19 protein-coding genes are annotated in these 20,727 nt (G+C 46.7%); 11 read left to right on the top strand and 8 right to left on the bottom strand.

Translation table 11 applies throughout. From position 1 onward, the window contains the following. The first annotated feature begins 213 nt into the window (after positions 1–213). The 3 genes from CAN90_RS04890 (at position 214) to CAN90_RS04875 (ending at position 3,719) form a co-directional block, all read left to right on the top strand. Positions 214–1,164: a 2-hydroxyacid dehydrogenase gene (locus tag CAN90_RS04890; RefSeq protein WP_085832703.1), complete on the top strand. Its 951-nt coding sequence runs from the start codon at positions 214–216 to the stop codon at positions 1,162–1,164. Positions 1,165–1,791: 627 nt separating this feature from the next. Beyond that, the gene (locus CAN90_RS04880) at positions 1,792–3,093 is read left to right on the top strand and encodes an NAD(P)-dependent oxidoreductase (RefSeq protein WP_085832701.1); all 1,302 of its coding nucleotides are present in this window, start codon (positions 1,792–1,794) and stop codon (positions 3,091–3,093) included. 293 nt (positions 3,094–3,386) lie between these two features. Further along, the gene (locus CAN90_RS04875; RefSeq protein WP_085832700.1) at positions 3,387–3,719 is read left to right on the top strand and encodes a DUF3784 domain-containing protein; all 333 of its coding nucleotides are present in this window, start codon (positions 3,387–3,389) and stop codon (positions 3,717–3,719) included. A gap of 46 nt (positions 3,720–3,765) precedes the next feature. Here CAN90_RS04875 and adhE read toward each other — a convergent pair whose 3' ends face one another. Beyond that, positions 3,766–6,408: a bifunctional acetaldehyde-CoA/alcohol dehydrogenase gene (gene adhE, locus CAN90_RS04870; RefSeq protein ID WP_085832699.1), complete on the bottom strand. Its 2,643-nt coding sequence runs from the start codon at positions 6,406–6,408 to the stop codon at positions 3,766–3,768. A gap of 369 nt (positions 6,409–6,777) precedes the next feature. Between adhE and CAN90_RS04865 the strand changes: the two genes are divergently transcribed. Genes CAN90_RS04865 through CAN90_RS04850 form a run of 4 tightly spaced genes read left to right on the top strand, consistent with a single transcriptional unit; the run spans position 6,778 to position 8,623 of the window. Next, positions 6,778–7,110, top strand: coding sequence for a hypothetical protein (locus CAN90_RS04865; RefSeq protein WP_242953574.1), 333 nt, complete (start codon positions 6,778–6,780; stop codon positions 7,108–7,110). After that, complete coding sequence (locus CAN90_RS04860) at positions 7,107–7,559, top strand: N-acetyltransferase (protein WP_242953573.1); 453 nt, start codon at positions 7,107–7,109, stop codon at positions 7,557–7,559. The genes CAN90_RS04865 and CAN90_RS04860 overlap by 4 nt, the downstream gene beginning before the upstream one ends. 41 nt (positions 7,560–7,600) lie before the next feature. Then, positions 7,601–8,188, top strand: coding sequence for a DJ-1/PfpI family protein (locus CAN90_RS04855; protein WP_085832697.1), 588 nt, complete (start codon positions 7,601–7,603; stop codon positions 8,186–8,188). Between the two features lie 33 nt (positions 8,189–8,221). Continuing rightward, complete coding sequence (locus CAN90_RS04850) at positions 8,222–8,623, top strand: DUF2500 domain-containing protein (protein WP_341456296.1); 402 nt, start codon at positions 8,222–8,224, stop codon at positions 8,621–8,623. Between the two features lie 108 nt (positions 8,624–8,731). Here CAN90_RS04850 and CAN90_RS04845 read toward each other — a convergent pair whose 3' ends face one another. From CAN90_RS04845 to trxA, 3 genes are all read right to left on the bottom strand, one after another. After that, positions 8,732–9,406, bottom strand: coding sequence for a Crp/Fnr family transcriptional regulator (locus CAN90_RS04845; protein WP_085832696.1), 675 nt, complete (start codon positions 9,404–9,406; stop codon positions 8,732–8,734). A 175-nt stretch (positions 9,407–9,581) separates the two neighbouring features. Continuing rightward, complete coding sequence (locus CAN90_RS04840) at positions 9,582–11,276, bottom strand: FAD-dependent oxidoreductase (RefSeq protein ID WP_085832695.1); 1,695 nt, start codon at positions 11,274–11,276, stop codon at positions 9,582–9,584. 45 nt (positions 11,277–11,321) lie between these two features. Continuing rightward, positions 11,322–11,636: a thioredoxin gene (trxA, locus tag CAN90_RS04835; protein ID WP_085832694.1), complete on the bottom strand. Its 315-nt coding sequence runs from the start codon at positions 11,634–11,636 to the stop codon at positions 11,322–11,324. Positions 11,637–11,915: 279 nt separating this feature from the next. On the opposite strand from trxA, the gene CAN90_RS04830 reads away from it, so the two are divergent. The 4 genes from CAN90_RS04830 (at position 11,916) to CAN90_RS04815 (ending at position 16,173) form a co-directional block, all read left to right on the top strand. Next, a complete protein-coding gene (locus tag CAN90_RS04830; protein WP_085832693.1) occupies positions 11,916–12,938 on the top strand; it encodes an ABC transporter substrate-binding protein in 1,023 nt (340 codons plus the stop codon). Positions 12,939–13,176: 238 nt separating this feature from the next. Beyond that, positions 13,177–14,220 (top strand): ABC transporter substrate-binding protein, encoded by a 1,044-nt coding sequence (locus CAN90_RS04825; protein ID WP_085832692.1) that lies wholly within the window; start codon positions 13,177–13,179, stop codon positions 14,218–14,220. A gap of 141 nt (positions 14,221–14,361) precedes the next feature. Next, a complete protein-coding gene (locus CAN90_RS04820; protein WP_143750798.1) occupies positions 14,362–15,366 on the top strand; it encodes an ABC transporter permease subunit in 1,005 nt (334 codons plus the stop codon). 12 nt (positions 15,367–15,378) lie between these two features. Further along, positions 15,379–16,173, top strand: coding sequence for an ABC transporter ATP-binding protein (locus CAN90_RS04815; RefSeq protein WP_085832691.1), 795 nt, complete (start codon positions 15,379–15,381; stop codon positions 16,171–16,173). 279 nt (positions 16,174–16,452) lie between these two features. On the opposite strand, the gene argF is transcribed toward CAN90_RS04815, so the two are convergent. Genes argF through argJ form a run of 4 tightly spaced genes read right to left on the bottom strand, consistent with a single transcriptional unit; the run spans position 16,453 to position 20,700 of the window. Further along, positions 16,453–17,355: an ornithine carbamoyltransferase gene (gene argF, locus CAN90_RS04810; RefSeq protein WP_085832690.1), complete on the bottom strand. Its 903-nt coding sequence runs from the start codon at positions 17,353–17,355 to the stop codon at positions 16,453–16,455. After that, entirely contained in the window at positions 17,352–18,536 is a 1,185-nt protein-coding gene (locus CAN90_RS04805; protein ID WP_085832689.1) for an aspartate aminotransferase family protein, read from the bottom strand. Before CAN90_RS04805 ends, argF begins: the two co-directional genes overlap by 4 nt. A 32-nt stretch (positions 18,537–18,568) precedes the next feature. Further along, the gene (gene argB / locus CAN90_RS04800) at positions 18,569–19,426 is read right to left on the bottom strand and encodes an acetylglutamate kinase (protein ID WP_085832688.1); all 858 of its coding nucleotides are present in this window, start codon (positions 19,424–19,426) and stop codon (positions 18,569–18,571) included. A gap of 56 nt (positions 19,427–19,482) precedes the next feature. Further along, complete coding sequence (gene argJ, locus CAN90_RS04795; protein ID WP_085832687.1) at positions 19,483–20,700, bottom strand: bifunctional glutamate N-acetyltransferase/amino-acid acetyltransferase ArgJ; 1,218 nt, start codon at positions 20,698–20,700, stop codon at positions 19,483–19,485. Between the last annotated feature and the right edge of the window lie 27 nt (positions 20,701–20,727).

The raw sequence follows: 20,727 nt of genomic DNA, 5'->3' as shown, positions 1-20,727 counted from the left end.
GAAAGTGACTTTAGGCCAGAAAACTCGATTTGCATACGTGTTGTTTGTGAAATCCCGGTATGTGAAATAAAGAAAGACATAGTCTCGGGTTAAAGGAGACTATGTCTTTCTTTATATAGTGAAGCGTGCTATGATAGTTTTAATATAATTTGGAATGCCCAGACAAGCCGAGGGCATATTGCTACAAAAGTTACAAATGAAGGGAGCCAAAATATGAATGATAAAACTGTTGTGCTGAATGCTGGCCTGGTGAATTACGATGGAAACGTGGATTACTCACAGATTGCATCTGATGTGGTAATTTATAATGAAACGCCGGAAGATAAAATTTTAGAGCGTGTGGATGGATTCACGGTTGTTGTTACAAAAGAGATGAAAGTCAGCGGCGACCTGATTCGAAAGTTCCCGGATAGTGTAAAGATGATTTGTGAAGCTGGAACCGGATATAACAATATTGATTTGGATGCAGTTCGTGAAAAAGGAATTCAATTATGTAACATACCAGCTTATAGCAGTGAACGAGTTGCGCATACAGCGATTCTTTTCATGATGAATCTGGCAAGCTCCATGCAAAAACAAATTCGTATGCTTTCGCAAGGGAATCGCGATAATTTCCATAAACACTTAATGGTTGACCATGTAGAGTTAAATGGTAAAACATTGGGTGTTATTGGTTTTGGTAATATTGCAAAAGAAGTAATCAAGGTAGCTACGGCACTGGGAATGAAAATTTTAGTTTCATCCAGAACGCCCAGAGAAGATTTAGAAAATATTCATTTTACAACGATGGAAGAAGTGTTAAACCAAAGTGACTTTATTTCTCTGAATTGTCCGCTAAACGAATCTACAAGACATATGATAAATAAAGAAACACTCGCAATGATGAAACCCACCGCATTTTTAATCAATACGGCTCGAGGAGCTTTAATTGATGAGAAAGCATTGATTGACGCATTGCAAAACCATGTAATAGCAGGAGCCGGTTTAGATGTACAAGAAGTGGAGCCATTAGATGATGCAAGCCCCTTGTATACAATGGACAATGTTATCATTACTCCACACATGGGATGGCGTGGTCTGGAAACAAGGCAGCGCTTAGTCGCATTAATTGAAGAGAACATTAAGGCCTTTTCCATCGGTCAGCCAATTAATCGGGTTGATTAAACTTTAAAAGAATACACGCCTAAAGAAGCGATGCCGTTGGTACATTTGGATGAGCAAAATAATACAGGCATATTTCGGAGTGAAGAATGAAAAAATTTATAAAAAGACCAAAGGGTAGGTTGCTAATTCTTGCAGTGGCAATTTCTTTGGTTGCAGGAGTTTTTACAATTAGCGAGGGAAGTTCTACGCAGGTTTCTTATTTTGGGTTTCCCGGTTCATTTATAACTTTGCACGGACATATTTCAGAGTTCCCGGCCGGACTGGCTATAAATCCATTACAATTTGCAGGTAATGTAGGTGTTATCTGGCTCGTCCTATTATTTTTGTCTAAAATATTTCGTAAATTGGTATGGAAGATACGGAAAAATATCTTTCGATTTTTTACATAAGTCACTCTGTATAATTTAATTAAAGATGAGTGATAGCGAATAGGAACATAGGATAGGTACTCGATACAAAATATAAACAAATTTATTGTGAATGAAAAGGGCGGTTTAGGCTATCATGGCTTAAACCGCTCTTACTTGTGTATTTATGGTGTGCTTTTTTCGTTAAAAAAATAATGATGCTTTTTTCTATGGCAGATATCGAATAAAATGAAAGTATTTTAAATGCTTGGAGGTACTTATGTCTAGTTTAGAAAAGCACGTGGGGTGTCATAACAATGCAATGCAAGAAGCGATTCAAGAAGCAAAACGTTGCTTGAGGTGTAAGGTGCCTTCCTGCCAAAAGGGATGCCCCATTAATAATGATATTCCCGATTTTATCTACCAGCTCTCGAAAGGGAATTTAGGGGAAGCCAGAGAAATATTAGCCAGAAAAACCAATTTGCCTGCGGTTTGCGGCCGAATATGCCCGCATGAAAAGCAGTGTGTAGGCCACTGCGTTCTCAATGCAAAGGGTGCGCCGATTCAGGTTGGTAAGCTAGAGGAATTTATTGCAGATTTTGATGCGGAAATGGGATTAATAAAAGAAAATCTTGTGCAGAAAACAAGAGGGAAAATCGCAATTATCGGTTCGGGGCCAGCCGGGCTAACGGTTGCAGGTGATCTCGCCCGGCAGGGCTTTAATGTAGTCATCTATGAAAAGGAATCTGAACTTGGGGGAGTGCTCATATACGGTATACCGGAGTTTCGGCTTCCCAAAGAAGTTGTGCGAAAAGAAATTCAAAAGATAGAAGCTTTGGGCGTAACCTTTTTAACTAATGTGATGATAGGCCCAGATTTAACGGTGGATGATTTATTTGCCCGAAATTTTGATGCTGTTTTTATTGGCAGCGGGACTGCTTTAGCCAAAGATATTGACCTGCCGGGAAGAGAAAAGGTTGGCATTTTACAGGCCATCTACTTTCTACGTATGGTGGCGTTGTTTAACAGCGGTGAAGTGGGTAGAGAGGAAGTGCCGCTCAGGCAGGGAGATAAAGTGGTGATTGTGGGAGCGGGAAATGTGGCAATGGATGCTGCCCGCACTGCACTAAGAGCTGGAGCGGGCTCAGTTACCATTGTGTACCGTAAGGGAGAAGCAGAAATGCCTGCCCTTCAATCGGAATACACAAGTGCTTTGGAGGAAGGGGTAAACTTTTTGTGGCACTCTGAGCCAGTACAGTTTGATGGGGAAGAAAGTGTAAACGGAATTACCCTAAAGCAAAACGGCGAGCTTGTTCATGTAGATGCCGATGTAGTTATGCTTGCGATTGGCTCAAAGCCTGCCAGCCGAATTGTATCTACCACCACAGGTATCTCTGTAAATGAAAAGGGATATGTTGTTACAAAGGACAAGCCCTATGGTATGACAATGAAAAAGGGCGTTTTTGCCGGTGGAGATGTTGTTCATGAGCCAGCAACCGTTGTTTTGGCAATGAAAGAGGCGAAAAAAGTGGCGGAGGGAATTGCCTCTTATGTTGATGCTATAAAGCTGTTGGAATTATAATTTTACAAAAAGCCCACTGACTCTCATTTGCAGAGTCAGTGGGCTTTTTTACGAGCTTAATTTAACTAGGAAGCTTCCAAGTTGAACAAAAGAGCAAATAAAACAATTGATAAACCAATGGTATAAATGAAATAAAATATACTAATTGTGTATATACTCAATAAGCTTTTAAGCAAAACAAATAAACAAGAATATTCCCTGTTCGGAACTAGTGGTAACGCTTATAATTCCTTGACAGAAGTGAAGAATAAGGGGTATCATGATAAGACTGAAGAACAATGGAGGCGAAAGCGATGAGTATTGGTACAATCGTTTGTACAATTATGGCGGCACTTTTTCTTCTGCTGGCAATTATTTTTGCAGTGTTAAAGGAAAAGGGCGCTGTTCTAATCAGTGGCTTTAATTCTTTGCCAAAGGATGAGCGCAAACAGTATGACCAATTGAAAATGAGTGAAGATATGCGTAATATGTTGTTTGTTTGGTTCTTCCTCTTTGCGGTTGGCGGAGTGCTAACAAGTATTTTCTCCGTCACTTTTACAATCCTAGCATTTGTTGTTTGGTTAGTTCTCTTTTTTAAAGAGGTTCATTTTGATACGGAAACGGCATTCCACAAATATAAGCTGTAAAATAAAAAGAGCTGGGCATTTGCCCAGCTCCTTTTTGCTTACTTTTTTATCTTCCATAATAAGCATCCAAAAACATCTGCTTTATTTCGCTCATCAGCGGGTAGCGGGGGTTTGCTCCAGTGCACTGGTCATCAAACGCATGCTCGGTCATTTCATCCAGCGTTTTTAAGAAATCTTCTTCCTTAACTCCATACGCCTGAATGGATTTGGGTATCCCTACTTTTGCTTTCAGGTCTTCAATTGCATTGAGTAGCCCATTAAACTTCTCTTCTTCATTGTTACCGGGAATACCAAGGAAATCGGCGCATTCGCAGTACCGCTCCAAAGTGTGCGGGTACTGGTACTGCGGGAATGTTCCCATTTTCGCCGGGCAAGGATCAGCGTTGTAGCGCATTACATACTGAATCATGAGTGCATTGGCAACGCCGTGAGGAATGTGGTGGAATGCACCCAGCTTATGTGCCATCGAGTGGCAAACACCAAGGAACGCGTTCGCAAACGCCATACCCGCCATGGTGGAGGCATCCGCCATTTTTTCGCGGGCAATGGGGTCGTTTGCCCCGTTTTCATAGGCCCTTGGCAGGTAAGTGAAGATGTTTTTCAGCGCTTTGAGCGCAAGGCCATCCGTATAATCGGTTGCCAGCATGGCGGCGTAGGCCTCCAGTGCGTGGGTCATGGCATCAATACCGGAGGCAGAGGTAAGCCCCTTTGGCATGTTCATCATCAGGTCTGCGTCTACAATCGCCATGTTGGGCATCAGTTCATAATCGGCAAGCGGGTATTTAATTCCTGTGGCTTCATCGGTAATAACAGCAAAGGGAGTGACCTCAGAGCCGGTACCTGCGGAGGTAGGAATTGCAATAAAATAGGCTTTTTCGCCCATTTTTGGGAACGTATACACGCGCTTACGAATATCCATAAAGCGCATGGCCAAATCCATAAAATCTACCTCAGGGTGCTCATACATCGTCCACATAATCTTTGCCGCATCCATAGCGGAGCCACCGCCGAGCGCAATAATGCAATCCGGCTGAAAGGCGTCCATTGCGGCGGCACCCTCTTTTGCGCAGTTTAGGGTGGGGTCCGGCTGCACGTGGAAGAAGGTGGTGTGTACGATACCAAGCTCGTCGAGGCGGTCTGTGATGCCTTTGGTATAGCCGTTGCGGAACAAGAATTCATCGGTCACCAAAAACACTCTTTTTTTATGAAGAACATTTTTGAGTTCGTTCAAAGCGACCGGCAGGCAGCCCCTCTTAAAATATACCTTTTCTGGAGCACGGAACCAAAGCATATTTTCTTTCCTCTCGGCAACCGTTTTATAGTTTAACAGATGCTTTACGCCTACGTTCTCAGAAACAGCGTTGCCGCCCCAAGAGCCACAGCCAAGGGTGAGCGAGGGAGAAAGCTTAAAGTTATATAAATCTCCAATTCCACCCTGCGCCGCAGGGGTATTAATGAGTATGCGGCCGGTTTTCATTGCCTTGGTAAACTGCTCAAACCGTTCCGGCTGTGTGGTTGTGTTAATATACAGGGAAGAGGTGTGACCATACCCGCCGTCTGCCACAAGGCGCTCCGCCCTTTGAATGGCGTCGTCAAAGCTTTTGGCACGGTACATGGCAAGCACAGGACTTAGTTTTTCGTGTGCAAACGCTTCTTGCGGCTCTACGCTTTCCACTTCTCCAATTAATATTTTTGCTTTCTCTGGTACTTCAAAACCAGAAAGCTTTGCAATGGTATAGGCGGACTGACCAACAATTTTTGAGTTCAACGCACCATTAATAAGAATCGTGCGGCGTACCTTATCGGTTTCTTCCGGGTTGAGCAGGTAGCAGCCGCGTGCGGCAAACTCGGCTTTCACTTGGTCGTAAATGCTGTCTAGCACGATAACCGACTGTTCCGAAGCGCAAATCATGCCATTGTCAAACGTTTTGGAGTGTACAATGGAATTTACGGCAAGAACCAAATCGGCAGAATCATCAATAATCGCCGGTGTGTTCCCCGCGCCAACGCCAATGGCGGGTTTACCGGAGGAGTAAGCTGCCTGCACCATACCGGGGCCACCGGTGGCGAGGGTAAGGTCAGCTTCTTTCATTGCCTGATTGGTTAGTTCCAAGGAGGGGGAGTCAACCCATGCAATAATCCCCTTTGGTGCGCCTGCGGCAACCGCCGCTTCCAAAACGACCTTTGCAGCCGCAATGGTGCTTTCTTTTGCACGGGGGTGCGGGCAAATAAGAATGGCGTTGCGGGTTTTCAGGCACAAAAGCATCTTAAATATAGCAGTTGAGGTTGGGTTGGTGGTGGGAATAACCGCGGTGATCACGCCAATTGGTTCGGCAATGGTCTGCACACCGAACGAAGAATCTTCGCTCAGCACACCGCAGGTTTTTGTATCTTTATAAGCATTATAAATGTATTCGGAAGCATAATGATTTTTAATGACCTTATCTTCCACAATTCCCATGCCGGTTTCAGCAACTGCCAGCTTGGCAAGGGGAATACGCTGGTGGTTCGCTGCCATGGCAGCGGCGAGGAAAATCTGGTCAACCTGTTCCTGAGAATAGGTAGAAAAAAGCTTCTGGGCGCTGCGCAGAGAATTCATTTTAGAGGCAAGTGCTTCTGCCGCTGTATTCTGGTATACAACAACGACGGGTTCCTGTACGGCAATCTCGTTCACTTTTTTTGTGGCCATATTGATTCCTCCGATTCAAGTTATACAGTGGTGTTTCTAAGCAAATAAGAGCATGGAATAAGTTTGTTATTTTTTTAACTTACATCTCTATTGCTATTATATCGAATTTGTTAATTGTTTGTCAATCTTTTTTGAGATTTATTTTGGACAAATTTTTTATCTCATTTTAATTAACAATAATCCAAGGAGAATCAAGCGCAGTAAAACGCTTTATTAATATAACAAAATAATAAAAACAATGGAAAAAGACGCCATCTATTTGCAATTCGTATTTTGCCTTTCCATTCTTTTTATGGTATTCTTAAAAGCAGTGGCAAGAGGTTTTCCTCCATTGCGGCGAAGTGAAATTTTAAAGTACAGGTGGGTAAAATGAAACGATTTACAGGTATGCTTCCTTTCTTATTAGTAATGGCGGTATTGTATTATGCTTTTCCGTTTGCGTTGCTCCAGCTTGGGATGGCTGTGCTCCCGAAGATTGGAATTATGATTATAGTGAGCTTTTTATGCTCACTCATTTACAGTGTGTTCCGGCCGTTTGGCAGCTTTCTTTTTGCACTGCTGTCGGGTTTGATTTTTCTGCCCTCCGCGTTTCTGTATTATGAGGGGGCTTGGATATATACCTTTGTATTCGCCATAACCTGCCTAATTGGCGGCGTGTTTGGTACTCAGATTATTAAATTAAGAAAGATAAAAGAGAAATGACTTATTTTGAAATGGAAACCGTTACGATACGTGCGATGCAAGAGCAGGATTTGCCCGCCGTGCTGGAGATTTGGCTTTCTGCGAACTTGCAGGCACACGATTTTATACCCGAAGAGTATTGGAAGGGGAACCTTTCAATGGTAGGGCAATTGCTGCCACAAGCTGAGGTGCTTGTTTGCGAAGCACAGGGAAAGATTTTAGGCTTTTCAGGGTTGGATCAAGGGCATATTGCCGGTATTTTTGTAGATTCCGCCGCGCGTTCGCGGGGAATTGGCAAGGCTTTACTTGAGCAGTGGAAGAAGCGTTACTCGCAGCTTTCGCTTTGTGTATATGAAAAAAACAAAAAAGCGTTTGCATTTTATCAGCGAGAGGGCTTTGAGGTAACTCAAAAACAGCAGGATGAGGAAAATAACGAAATCGAATACTGCATGCAATGGGTAAGAGCATAAGAATAGATGACAGGCCGTAATCGATGAGAAAGGTGAATTAAATGGAAATTAATGTACTGTTATTTTCAGACTTTGAAACACTGGATGCGTTTGGGCCGGTAGAAATGTTGGGTCGACACAGTGAATGTCATTTTAATTTCGTATCATCAAAGGGTGGAACAATTCACAGTCGTCAGGGAGTGCCGGTAGAAACTTGCTCGCTCGATTCAGTTAGCGAAACGGCGGTTTTGCTTATCCCGGGCGGCAAGGGAACTCGTCCTCTTGTAGAGGATCGCTGTTTTTTGGAGCGGCTTCGCATAGCAGCTGAAAAATCGGAATATTGCCTTACGGTATGTACTGGTTCGGGTCTTTTGGCGAAAACCGGCCTGCTGGATGACCGCAAGGCAACCTCCAATAAGCGGGCGATGGATTGGGCAGTGTCGGTAAATCCAAAGGTTGACTGGCAGTATTCCGCCAGATGGGTCATTGACGGAAAATACTATACCTCTTCCGGTATTTCTGCCGGAATGGATATGGCGTTGGGGTTTCTTTGCGACCAGTTTGGCCTGGACGTGGCGGAAGAATCTGCTGCCAGCGCGGAGTACCTTTGGAACCAAAATAGAGAAGAGGATCCTTTCTCTGTAAAGTAGAAATAAAGTACGGTGCCGAAAGGAGAATGCAAATTGGAATCGGTAATGGGGTTTGGCGGCATTGAGGGTGTTATGTTCAATGTAATTCCTTACATTGTAACGGCGATGTTTGTTGTTGTTTTCATCCTAATTTTGGTTCGGATTGTACAAGGTGCAAAACAATGGCAGAAGAACAATGCTTCTCCGGTTCTTACCGTGGAAGCACATATTGTGGCAAAGCGCGCTAGCGTACAGCATTATGCCAATGGTACGGATCCCAACATGGCTCATGACAACACCTCAACCTCCTATTATATTACTTTTGAGGTGGAAAGCGGCGACCGTATGGAATTCTATGTAAAAAGCACCGAATACGGCCTGCTTGCAGAGGGTGACCGCGGTAAGCTTACATTTCAGGGCACTCGTTACTTAGGCTTTGAACGAAGCAGAGGCTAATATCAAAATAAGCTAATTAATAAAATAAGCTCCGCTTCTCAAATAAAAGAGGCGGAGCTTTTACTTTTTTCTATCATTAAATAGTCGGTAAGTAAATGTTAGGTTGTTTTATTGTACCAAGCCGCGTAGCCGTTTGGGCTCAACCAGTGTAATTTTACCGCGGGAGAGCTGAACCAGACCATCATCGGCAAAGTATTTGAGCATACGGCTTACCACCTCGCGTGCACTGCCAAGGTGACGGGCAATTTCCTCATGAGTGAGGGTGAGGTCGTTCGAGCCTTCAATTTCACTTTGCTCCAGCAAAAATGCCGAAAGCCGACTGTCGAAGCTGGTAAATAAAATCTGTTCCATCATCCACATCACATCGGAAAAGCGGGAAGCCATCAATTGATTGGTGTAATCGGCAACCGCAAGCGACTCTTTCATCAAGCTTTCATACAGCTTTGGCGGAACGATGAATACATCCGAATCTCGCTCTGCCTGTACGTGCAGTTCAAAGCTGATATTCTTCATAATGCAAGATGCGGTAAACAGGCAAATATCCCATGAGAACAAGCGGTATAGGGTAACTTCTTTCCCGCCGGAGGACACAATAAATACGCGCAGCTGACCGTCGCGCACCAGCAGCAGGCCGGAGCAGTCGTTGTGGCCTTGGTGCACAATTTGCCCGCGTGTAAACCGCTTGGGTTGCGATTGTGAGCGTACAAGCTCCTGCTGGTGCGGTGTAAGCTTCTCCCACTGGGGAAAAATTTCTTCCAATGTAATTGGAGCGGTTTGCTCCATAAATACACCCCCCCTTATGAATACAATCCGAACGTCGTAAATCTATGGAAAAAAGGGAGGATTTCCCCTCTTGTGGCGGTTGAGAGAAAATCCATCTTTCATCAAATACTGTAATAACAGTATAAGGTTTGTATTCATTATATTCAAGGGAGATGAAAATATTTGTGTAACAAACTTAAATATGCAGCCCGCAGGGGTGGGCGGGGGTTTGGTCGTAAGACTGGTTGCCGCGAATGAGGCTGTACAGCCGGTAACCGCCAGACAAATTAGAGCAGGAAAAACCATTTTGGGTGAGGATTCGGCATGCTAAGTAGCTGCGAAGTCCGCTTTGGCAATGAACATAAATTTCTTTTTCTTGCTCCAGCTCTTTTAAATGATCCCGCAGGGAATCGAGCGGAATGTGAATTGCACCGGGAATCGAGCCGTTGCTCCATTCCATATCGGTTCTTACGTCCAGCAAGATGGCATTTGGGTCATCAACAATACGGGGAATATCGTTCCAATGGAACTGGCGAACTTTCTTTGTGAGGATGTTTTCAATGGCGAAGCCGGCCATGTTGACCGGGTCTTTTGCGGAGGAATACGGGGGTGCGTAACATAACTCCAGTTCGGCGAGGTCGTAGGCGGTCATCTCTGCGCGTATTGCGGTGGCCAATACGTCGCAGCGTTTATCAACTCCATCAAACCCAATCACCTGCCCGCCGAGAATACGACCGGTTGGCAGCTCGAACAGCACCTTGAGCGTTAGGTTTGCTGCACCCGGGTAATAGGTGGCGTGAGAGGGGGAGAAGATATGAATTTTATCGTATTCCAGCCCGGCGGCCTTAGCGGCGGCTTCGTTCAGGCCGGTGGAGGCGACGGTCATGTCAAACAGCTTCATTACGGAGGAACCTTGTGTGCCCCGGTATTTGGCGGGTAGGCCGTTGATGTGGTCTGCCGCAATGCGCCCCTGCTTATTGGCAGGCCCTGCAAGCGGCACATAACCGGGAAGCTCGGTAACCAGGTTGGTAATCTCAACGGCATCGCCTACCGCGTAAATATCTTTGTTGGAGGTACGCATGTGGCTGTCAGTTTTTATGGCTCCTCGTTTGTTAACGGAAAGCCCGGCGTTTGCCGCCAGCGTGCTCTCCGGCCGGATGCCGGCAGAAAGGAGGAGGAGGTCGGCATCCAAAGTGGTTTCATTTTCAAGTGCAATCAGCAACCCGTTTTCTTGTGGGGTGATGGCGGTAACTCGCTGGGAAAGCACCAGCTCTACCCCTTGGTGGCGCAGGTATTGCTGAACCTCACTTGCCATATCGTAATCGAGTGCGGCCATCACATGCTCCATCGCCTCAACAACGGTTACGGCAACTCCAGCGCGCATTAGGTTTTCTGCCATTTCAAGGCCAATAAAACCACCGCCCATAATCACGGCTTTGCGGGGCCGTTTTTGCTGTATAAATTCGCGAATTCGAATGGAATCCGGTACGGTTCTCAGTGTAAAAACATTTTGGCTGTCAATTCCCGGGATTGGTGGACGTGCCGGTTCACCACCGGGGGATAGAATCAATTTATCGTAGCTCTCTTCGTAGTCCTTGCCGGTTGCAAGCTCACGAATGAGCACTGTTTTTTTCTCTGGGTTAATTTCAACGGCTTCGTGCTCGGTTCGCACATCAATGCCAAACCTTTGATGAAAGCTTTGTGGCGTTTGTAAGGTGAGTGCCTCTTTTTGATTAATCTCTCCGCCTACATAATAAGGCAGACCGCAGTTTGCGTACGAAATATATGGCCCGCGTTCTAGCATGATGATTTCGGCGGATTCATCCAACCGGCGCAGGCGGGCCGCGGCGGACGCACCACCGGCCACTCCGCCAATAATAACAACCTTCATAAAATGTTCCTCCCCTTGTTTTCAATGGAACTGCTTATATAAGCATTATTTTTCAAGCATCTTCATAATTTTTGCTTTGCTTTGCAGGCCAACACTGGATGAAACCATTTTGCCGCCCCTCATAACTGCCAGCATGGGAATACTCATAACTCGGAATGCCTGTGCGAGCTCTTGCTCTTCATCTATATTCACCTTTGCGATTTTTACTTTGCCGGTAAGGTCCTTGCTAAGCTCATCAACAGTTGGGCCTAGCATACGGCAGGGGCCACACCAAGGTGCCCAAAAATCGATAAGAACCGGCTGCTCCGATTCTAATACTTCCTTTTTGTAATTGTTTTTATTTAGATGGATTACTGCCATTTCAATTGCCTCCTTGTGTGTTTTTTACAGTATAGCAGTTCTCTTTGTATGCGTCTGTGACTTAATTACATTCGGGAAATGAAAAAGAGAAATAGATTAAAAACCTCTCCGTTACCGATTTTTAGCCTTTTTCTTTGCGTGAAACCCCAAATTCAGGCAAAAGAAGAATTCGGGGGTTGACTTTTTTTCGCTTGGCGAGTACAATTACTTTTAGCAATTGATGCTTTAAACCAATAAATCGTTTGCGGAGAATATTACATACCGCAAAAGGAGGAGAATATGAAACAATTTCGAAAAGTGATTGCGGCAGTTTTAACGGTTGCAATGGCGGCTTCTTTGGGCGCATGCGGCAATGGCGGTGCGGCTTCTTCATCTGCGGCAGCTCCAGCGGCTTCCACTGGCAAAATGGTGAACATTGGTGTCGCTCAGCTATTAACACACCCCGCATTGGATGCAACTCTAAAAGGATTTAAGGATGCTCTTGCCTCTCAGGGCTTTGAAGAAGGAAAGAATGTTTCGTATGATATTCAGAATGCGCAAGGGGAGCAGTCGAACTGCATCACCATTGCGAATACTTTCGCCAATAAAAAACCAGATTTGATTCTGGCAATTGCAACACCAACTGCACAGGCGGTGGCAAAGGTAATTTCTGACACGCCAGTTTTGGTTACTGCGGTAACAGATCCAGCCGAAGCGAAGCTTGTGGCAAGCAATGAGAAGCCTGGCCGTAATGTAAGCGGTACGAGCGATAAAACACCGGTGAAAGAACAAATTTCTTTACTCAAAGAGATTGTACCCAATATTCAGAATATTGGTATTTTGTATACCTCCAGCGAAACAAACAGCCAATTGCAGGCAAAGTGGGCACAAGCAGCTTGTGAGGAGCTTGGTTTAAAATCGCAGGTATTTACCATTTCAAACACCAATGAAATTCAGCAGGTGGCGCAGTCTATGGTAGGAAAGGTGCAGGCGGTATATATTCCAACGGATAATATGCTGGCTTCCGGCATGAAGACCGTTGCGGCGGTTACAACTTCTGCAAAGCTCCCCTTAATTGTTGGTGAGGTTGGCCCGGTTCAAAATGGCGGCCTTTGCACAGTTGGCATCAACTACGAGAAGCTCGGTTACCAAACCGGCCTAATGGCGGCAAAGGTGCTGAAGGGTGAGGCAAAGCCGGCTGATATGCCGATTGAGTACCAAACCGAGTACGACATTTCGTACAATGGTACGGTGGCGAAGCAAATTGGAATTACTCTTCCAGAGAAGATTCTAAAGGGTACAGATGTTGCCCCGGCAAAATAAAGAAAAATCCGGTAGCTATTAATCGGTGCAGGCAGGTGGAAGTGCATTCCACCTGCCTTTTTTGTCCCTACGGATTTGTGGAAAGCAGAGAAAATAGGAGATTTTGCCCATTTTGAGCCAGAAACCAGAAATCAGTACTTGACATTTTTTACGGCACAGAGTAAAATACAGCTATTGATTTGATGCTTTAAAACAATGAACACTTCACTTAGATAAAGCGTCTTTGAGGAGGACGAATATGAAAATAACAAACAAAATCGCCGCCGCGGCGTTGGCCGCAGTAATGGCGATGTCTGTTACGGCCTGCGGGAATGCGGCAAGTGCTTCGTCTACAGTGGCGGAGAGCTCTGCGCAAGGCGGCAAACAAACCATTAACATAGGCGTGGCTCAGCTTGTAACTCACCCATCTCTGGACGCAACCCTCAAAGGCTTTCAACAGGCAATGAAGGATGCGGGCTATACAGAGGGGCAGAACGTTACTTATGATGTGCAGAACGCACAGGGCGAGCAAGCGAACTGCGTTACCATTGCCAATACCTTTGCCAACAAAAAGCCAGATATGATTCTGGCAATTGGTACACCGGCGGCACAGGCGGTGGCAAAGGTGATTACAGATACTCCGATTCTGGTTACTGCAGTAACCGACCCAGCCGACGCAAAGCTTGTGGCAAGCAATGAAAAGCCCGGGAAGAATGTTTCTGGAACCAGCGACAAAACTCCCGTAAAAGAGCAGATGGAAATGCTAAAGACTCTTGTACCGGATTTAAAAACGGTTGGTCTTTTGTATAGCTCCAGCGAAACCAACAGCAAGCTGCAAATTGAGTGGGCAAAGGCTGCCTGCGAACAGCTTGGCCTGAAATACCAAGAGTTTACGGCTTCCAACTCCAACGAGGTACAGCAGGTAACACAGTCTATGGTAGGCAAGGTGCAGGGTGTTTACATTCCTACCGACAATCTCATGGCTTCTAGCATGAGAAATGTTACCGCAGTTACCACTGCCAATAAACTCCCCGTAATCCCGGGTGCGGTTGGCATGGTGTCGGACGGTGGAACCTGCACGGTGGGTCTAAACTATGAAAAGCTTGGTTACCAGACCGGCCAAATGGCAATTAAGGTGTTAAAGGGTGAGGCAAAGGTTAGCGAAATGCCAATCGAGTACCAGACCCAGCTCGACATCATCTACAATAGTGAAGCAGCCGCAAAAATGGGCCTGGTTTTCCCGGATACCATTACCAAAACAGGGCAGGATACAGCTGCCTCGGGAGCTTCTTCCAAGAAATAAAGGGTTGCAATCTCTCTTGAATTCGTTTACAATAATTTATTGAATGTTCCCGCATTTTGTGTGTGCAATTTGCGGAGTTCAGGCGGTGGGGAAGCCCACCGCCTGAAACTTGTTATAAATACAGTGGAATAGAGGAACGTTATGGATCTTATGAATTTACTGGGAGCCGTTCACGGTGCAGTTGCTCAGGGCGTTTTATGGGGAATTATGACGCTGGGCGTTTACATTACCTTTCGTATTTTAGATTTCCCCGATTTGACGGTAGACGGTTCGTTTGCCACCGGCGGTGCCATTTCCGCTATATTAACGGAAAGTGGCATGAACCCTTTTCTAACCTTGCTTTTTGCAATGGCAGGAGGTATGGCCTGCGGGTTTATAACCGGCTTTTTAAATACGAAAATGAAGATACCGGGGATTCTTGCAGGTATTTTGACTATGACAGCACTGTACTCCATCAACCTGCGTGTCATGCACGACAGGGCAAATGTTCCCCTATTGGGTGTGGATACGGTGGACATGCAGGTGGGCCAATGGGTTCCTATGCTCTCCCGCTACAACTCGCAGCTTTTGCTGGGCGGTGTGATTGCCATTGCGATGATTTTCTTCCTCTACTGGTTTTTTGGAACAGAGCTTGGCAGTGCCATCCGTGCAACGGGTAATAACCCTCACATGGTTCGTTCCCTTGGCGTGAATACGGATACCATGGTTATTTTGGCATTGGTGCTCTCCAATGGCTTGGTTGGCCTTTCTGGTGCATTGGTTGCACAGGTTCAAGGCTTTGGCGATGTAAGCATGGGTATTGGTACTATTGTTATCGGTCTGGCATCCGTCATTATTGGCGAAGTGCTTCTCGGCCGCATTATGGGCTTCTTACCGCGCTTGGCAGCAATGATTGCCGGTTCGGTACTGTACCGCATCATTATTGCTGTTGTGCTGTTCTACGGCCTGAAATCGCAGGATATGAAGCTGTTGTCTTCGGTTGTGGTCGCTATGGCGTTGTTTATGCCTACGATGAACCGGATGTTCCAGGATTATATGGTTCGCCGTGCTGCAAACAGCCCCAAGCGAATGGTGCCGGATAAAGCGTTGGAAGATGCGATAGACAATTCGGATAAAGACCCCGACGAGCCGAACCAACAAGGTTAAGGAGGAATGGCAATGCTAAAATTAACAAATGTATGCCGTACCTTCAACAAGGGCACGGTCAATGAAAAAAAGGCACTGGTAGACCTGAATCTGCACTTGAAGCCAGGTGATTTTGCTACCATTATTGGTGGTAACGGTGCGGGAAAGAGCACCCTGCTGAACCTGATTGCCGGCGTGTTCCCTTGTGACGGCGGTACAATCGAACTGGATGGGCAAGACATTACCTTCTTGCCGGAATATAAACGTGCAAAGCTACTTGGGCGTGTGTTCCAGGACCCAATGCGTGGTACCGCAGGCAGCATGTGGATTGAAGAAAACCTTGGTTTAGCAAACCGCCGTGGCAAAAGCCGCACACTGCGCTGGGGCATCACCAAAGAGGAAAGAGCCCAATACCAAGAGCAGCTTAAGGTACTGGAGCTTGGTCTGGAGGATCGCCTCGACAGTAAGGTCGGCCTTCTTTCGGGTGGCCAGCGACAGGCACTCACGCTTTTGATGGCAACACTGCAAAAGCCGAAGCTGTTGCTGCTTGACGAGCACACCGCCGCTCTTGACCCCAAAACGGCAGCTACCGTTTTGCACTTGACCCAAGAGTTTATAAAGCGCGACAATTTAACGGCGCTGATGGTTACTCATAACATGAAGGACGCCTTGACCTATGGCAACCGCATTATTATGATGAATTCTGGTCGTATCCTCTTTGATATTGAAGGGGAAGAAAAGAAGAACCTTACCGTAGAAGAGCTTCTCAAACGCTTCCAGTCTGCACAGGGTGATGCTCTGGTGAATGACCGGATGCTGCTTTCTTAATTTATCGTTATAAGTACAGGAAAAGGCTTGCAAATGCAAGCCTTTCTTTTTTTTTACTATTTTGAGCTTCGCCCCTCATGCCGCGTGCTTTCTTTACAATTCTTAGGAAGTAATTGCCGTTGTGGGTAAAGAAGCCTTGCGCCATAGTGCAACACTTTTTTAAAATATAGTCAATTAACTTAAAGTGCCCAACAAAGAATAACAATTAAAGAAATAACGCTTTGAAATGGCGTTCCACCAAATCAAAGCGCTAGTAAGTTTATAATTATACTAAAAAAATCAACCCAGAAGCTTTACCAAAACCGCTTTCTGCGCATGCAGGCGGTTTTCTGCTTCTTCAAAAATTTCATCGGCGTGGGCTTCAAATACCTCTGCGGTAATCTCTTCGCCGCGGTGAGCGGGCAGGCAATGCAGTACCATCGCCTCGGGTGCTGCCAGCTTTAGATTCTCCGAATTAATCTGGTACCCCGCAAAGTCGTGCTCACGCTTCTCTTTCTCCCCTTCCATTCCCATGGAGGACCAAACGTCGGTAATCACAACATCTGCACCAGCAATGGCTTCTTCGGGCTTATCGGTCAGGAAGAAATCCGGGTTGCCCTTTGCAAACTCCAGCACCTGCGCGTCCGGCTCATAGCCCTTGGGGCAAGCGGCAGAAACTTTCATGCCCATTTTTAGACCGCCAACCGCAAGCGAATTAAGCATATTGTTGCCGTCACCAATAAAGCACATCTTGAGGCCATCCAGCTGGCCGCGCGCTTCGCGAATGGTCATTAAATCTGCAAGAACCTGGCAGGGGTGAGCAAAATCCGTTAACCCATTGATAACCGGAATAGAGCCGTACTCCGCTAACGCTTCCACTTCGGATTGTTCAAAGGTACGAATCATAATGCCGTCAAGGTAACGGGAGAGAACACGGGCGGTATCCTGCACCGGCTCGCCACGCCCAATCTGTAAATCGTTCGAGGATAAGAACAGCGGGTAACCACCAAGCTGATACATACCAGTCTCAAACGACACACGCGTTCTGGTGGATGCCTTTTGGAAAATCATTCCCAATGTTTTCCCGGCAAGGCGCGGGTGCGGAATGTTATGCTTCTTTTCATATTTCAGTTGATCTGCCGTATTGAGGATGTCGGTAATCTCCTCGGCGGAAAGATCAAGCATTTTCAGCAAATGTTTCATGAAAGCTCCTCCTCGAGCGTCTTTTGCAGTATTTGCATGCCTTTGTCGATTTCTTCATACGAAATCGTGAGCGGCGGCAGCAGCCGTAATACATCATGTGCGGTTAAAATGAGCAGGCCATTTTTTACGCAGGTTTTTGCGATAACACCCGCTTCTCCCTGCTTGAGGGATGCACCCAGCATCATACCCATGCCGCGTACCCCGGCGATTTGTGGCATAGCGTGCAGCTTCTCACGCAGGTATTCTCCCTTTTTCAGAACCTCTTCCAGGAACCCGGGAGCCGTTACGCGCTCGAGTACTGCCAGAGCACCTGCGGCACAAATGGGGTTTCCGCCAAAGGTGGTGCCGTGGTGACCCGCACCAAGCACATCTTTTAGCTCTTCGGTGCAAAGCACCGCACCAATGGGCAAACCGCCGCCAAGGCCTTTGGCACACGAAACCACATCCGGCTGAATGCCAAACTGCTCAAAGCAGAAGAAGCTGCCGGTACGGGCAACACCGGTTTGCACCTCATCCACCAGCAAAAGAATATCGTTCTCTTTGCAAAATGCGGCAACACCCTGTACAAATTCCTTATCGAGCGGTAAAACACCGCCCTCGCCTTGAATCATCTCAAGCATTACGGCACACACCGTGTTATCTGCAAGCGCCTTTACGCTCTCTAAGTCATTGGCTTTTGCATAAGCAAATCCGGGAGTAAAGGGAGTAAAATGCTGGTGGTGCTTCTCTTGCCCGGTTGCGGTAAGTGTGGTAATGGTACGGCCATGGAACGACTGAATGAGCGTGATGACCGTACCGCGCCCCTCGCCGTACTTGTCATTGCTGTATTTTCTTGCAAGCTTAATTGCGCCCTCGTTCGCTTCCGCACCGGAGTTTGCAAAAAACACCTTGGAATACCCGCTTGCCATACATAGCTTTTCCCCAAGCTGAATGCTCACGGGGCTAAAGTATAGGTTCGAGATATGCTGTAAAGTAGCGGCCTGCTCTGCAACAGCCTTTACCCACTGCGGGTCACAATACCCCAATGAATTTACGCCAATGCCACTGCCAAAATCGATGTACTCCTTGCCCTCGGTATCTACCGCTTTCGCGCCGGAACCACTGGCAATCGCCACCGGAAAACGGTTGTAAGTAGGCATTAAAAACTCTTTTTCCCAGCTCTGCACCTCTTGTATTTGCATTTTATTTCCCTCCTATCTTAAATAAAACGTCGTTAATAAAACATGGTGCCAATCCCCTCGTCGGAGAACAGCTCGATTAAAATGGAGTGTGGGGTGCGCCCGTCAATGATATGTGCTCTGGGCACGCCGCGCCGTACCGCCTCCACACAGCAATCAATTTTAGGAATCATACCACCGCTGATGATACCCTCTTTTTTTAGTCGGGGTACATCGCTCACGTTCACCTGCGGAATGAGGGTGTCTTCGTCGTTCTTATCGCGCAACAGGCCGCGAATATCGGTCATAAGAATCAGTTTTTCAGCACCCAAGGCAGCGGCAATGCGTGACGCCGCCACGTCTGCATTGATGTTATAAACCGTACCGTTTGCATCTGCGCCAATGGTCGCGATAATCGGAACATAACCGGCCTCAGTAACATCCGTAATCACAGAGGTGTTCACCTCGGTAATATCGCCTACAAAGCCAAGGTCTTCCTCGGCCTCCAGCTTTTTCACCTGAATCATCCCGCCGTCAAGCCCGCACAGGCCAACCGCGCGGCCATTGTTGCGCTCCAAGAACTGAACCAGCCCTTTATTAACTTTTCCGGCAAGCACCATTTGCACAACGTCTACCGTTTCTTCATCCGTGTAACGCATCCCGTTTACAAAACGGCTTTCTTTGCCGATTTTCTTGAGCATCGAGCTAATTTCAGGACCGCCGCCGTGTACCAGCACCACGTGGATTCCCACAAGCTGCATCAGCACAATGTCGCTCATGACAGCGGCTTTCAGCTCTTTGTTAATCATTGCATTGCCGCCGTACTTTACAACAACGGTTTTTCCCTTATGGGTTTGTATATAGGGCAGCGCACGAACCAGTACCTGCGCTCTATCGCTGTTTGAAATTTTCATTCTTTCACATCCTTATTCCCCCGGAGTACGGGCGTATTGAAACGAAGCAACACCAATTAGGAGCGGTAATCTCCATTGATTTTCACATAATCATAGGTTAAATCGCAGCCGTAAGCCGTGGCCTTTGCAGTGCCGTCCTGTAAGGTGACGTTGATGTTGATTTCATCCTCAACCAGAATTGTTTTTGCCACGTCTTCATCAAAAACAATTCCTGCGCCGTTGCGGCAAACTGCAATACTGCCCGCCTTGGACTCGAAGTCAACATCTACCTTCATAATATCTACCGGAACACCCGCATAACCGATCGCGCACAATACACGGCCCCAGTTTGCGTCTGAGCCGAACATGGCTGCCTTTACAAGGCTGGAGCAAATAACACTTTTCGCCACTGCCTTTGCGTTTGCTTCGTCCTTGCCGCCCACTACATTGCACACAAGAAGCTTGGTTGCACCCTCGCCATCCTTTGCAATCTTGCGGGAAAGAGAGGTACAAATCTCTTTGAGTGCTTCGGTAAACAACTCAAAGCTTTCACCCTCGGATTCTATGGTTACTCCTGATTTACCGGATGCCAAAATGGTAACCATGTCGTTGGTGGAGGTATCACCATCCACACTGACCATGTTAAACGTATCATTCACCGCAAGGCTCAATGCTTTTGAGAGCACCTCTGGAGCAACCTGTGCGTCTGTGGTTAAAAAGCCGAGCATGGTTGCCATGTTGGGGTGAATCATGCCGGAGCCTTTTGCAATGCCGCCAATTACAAACGCAGAGCCATTGTAATCAACGTTTATTGCAACCTGCTTTTTCGCTAGGTCCGTCGTCATAATTGCTTCTGCTGCTGCATCCGAACCAGTGGCAGACAGTGCCTTTACCAGCTCGGGCACACCGGTGAGAATCGGTTCAATCGGCAGTACCTGCCCAATAACGCCCGTAGACGCCACAATCACATTTTCTGCGGGAATACCCAGTGCCTCACCGGTGATTTGGCACATTTGTAGTGCCTTTTCTTCCCCGTCTGCATTGCAGGTATTGGCGTTACCACTGTTACAAATAACCGCCTGTGCAATGCCGTTGGTCAGGTTTTTCTTTGTAACCACAACCGGCGCGCCCTTTACTAGGTTTTGAGTATATGCTCCCGCTGCGGAGCAGGGGGTTGCACTATAAATCATGGCAAGGTCACTTTTGGTTTTGTTTTTGCGGATACCACAATATACGCCGCCCGCAGTAAACCCTTTGGCAGCCGTTACGCCGCCCTCAATCCATTCCAAATTCATATTGAATTTCCCCTTCCTGCTCTGCCG

Source organism: Clostridium merdae (assembly GCF_900176635.1).
GTDB classification, from domain to species: domain Bacteria; phylum Bacillota; class Clostridia; order Oscillospirales; family Acutalibacteraceae; genus Faecalispora; species Faecalispora merdae.
Note: the sequence above shows the minus strand (reverse complement) of the source record. Positions and strands in the feature narration are given on the sequence as shown.

Excerpts from the sequence above, each read along its gene's own strand:
- CAN90_RS04845 (WP_085832696.1), bottom strand. The coding sequence starts at position 9,406 with ATGGAGCAAACCGCTCCAATTACATTGGAAGAAATTTTTCCCCAGTGG.
- CAN90_RS04860 (WP_242953573.1), top strand. The coding sequence starts at position 7,107 with ATGACTTATTTTGAAATGGAAACCGTTACGATACGTGCGATGCAAGAG.
- CAN90_RS04820 (WP_143750798.1), top strand. The coding sequence starts at position 14,362 with ATGGATCTTATGAATTTACTGGGAGCCGTTCACGGTGCAGTTGCTCAG.
- argJ (WP_085832687.1), bottom strand. The coding sequence starts at position 20,700 with ATGAATTTGGAATGGATTGAGGGCGGCGTAACGGCTGCCAAAGGGTTT.
- CAN90_RS04880 (WP_085832701.1), top strand. The coding sequence starts at position 1,792 with ATGTCTAGTTTAGAAAAGCACGTGGGGTGTCATAACAATGCAATGCAA.
- CAN90_RS04890 (WP_085832703.1), top strand. The coding sequence starts at position 214 with ATGAATGATAAAACTGTTGTGCTGAATGCTGGCCTGGTGAATTACGAT.
- CAN90_RS04855 (WP_085832697.1), top strand. The coding sequence starts at position 7,601 with ATGGAAATTAATGTACTGTTATTTTCAGACTTTGAAACACTGGATGCG.
- CAN90_RS04865 (WP_242953574.1), top strand. The coding sequence starts at position 6,778 with ATGAAACGATTTACAGGTATGCTTCCTTTCTTATTAGTAATGGCGGTA.
- CAN90_RS04805 (WP_085832689.1), bottom strand. The coding sequence starts at position 18,536 with ATGCAAATACAAGAGGTGCAGAGCTGGGAAAAAGAGTTTTTAATGCCT.
- CAN90_RS04840 (WP_085832695.1), bottom strand. The coding sequence starts at position 11,276 with ATGAAGGTTGTTATTATTGGCGGAGTGGCCGGTGGTGCGTCCGCCGCG.
- adhE (WP_085832699.1), bottom strand. The coding sequence starts at position 6,408 with ATGGCCACAAAAAAAGTGAACGAGATTGCCGTACAGGAACCCGTCGTT.
- argF (WP_085832690.1), bottom strand. The coding sequence starts at position 17,355 with ATGAAACATTTGCTGAAAATGCTTGATCTTTCCGCCGAGGAGATTACC.
- trxA (WP_085832694.1), bottom strand. The coding sequence starts at position 11,636 with ATGGCAGTAATCCATCTAAATAAAAACAATTACAAAAAGGAAGTATTA.
- CAN90_RS04830 (WP_085832693.1), top strand. The coding sequence starts at position 11,916 with ATGAAACAATTTCGAAAAGTGATTGCGGCAGTTTTAACGGTTGCAATG.
- argB (WP_085832688.1), bottom strand. The coding sequence starts at position 19,426 with ATGAAAATTTCAAACAGCGATAGAGCGCAGGTACTGGTTCGTGCGCTG.
- CAN90_RS04815 (WP_085832691.1), top strand. The coding sequence starts at position 15,379 with ATGCTAAAATTAACAAATGTATGCCGTACCTTCAACAAGGGCACGGTC.
- CAN90_RS04875 (WP_085832700.1), top strand. The coding sequence starts at position 3,387 with ATGAGTATTGGTACAATCGTTTGTACAATTATGGCGGCACTTTTTCTT.
- CAN90_RS04825 (WP_085832692.1), top strand. The coding sequence starts at position 13,177 with ATGAAAATAACAAACAAAATCGCCGCCGCGGCGTTGGCCGCAGTAATG.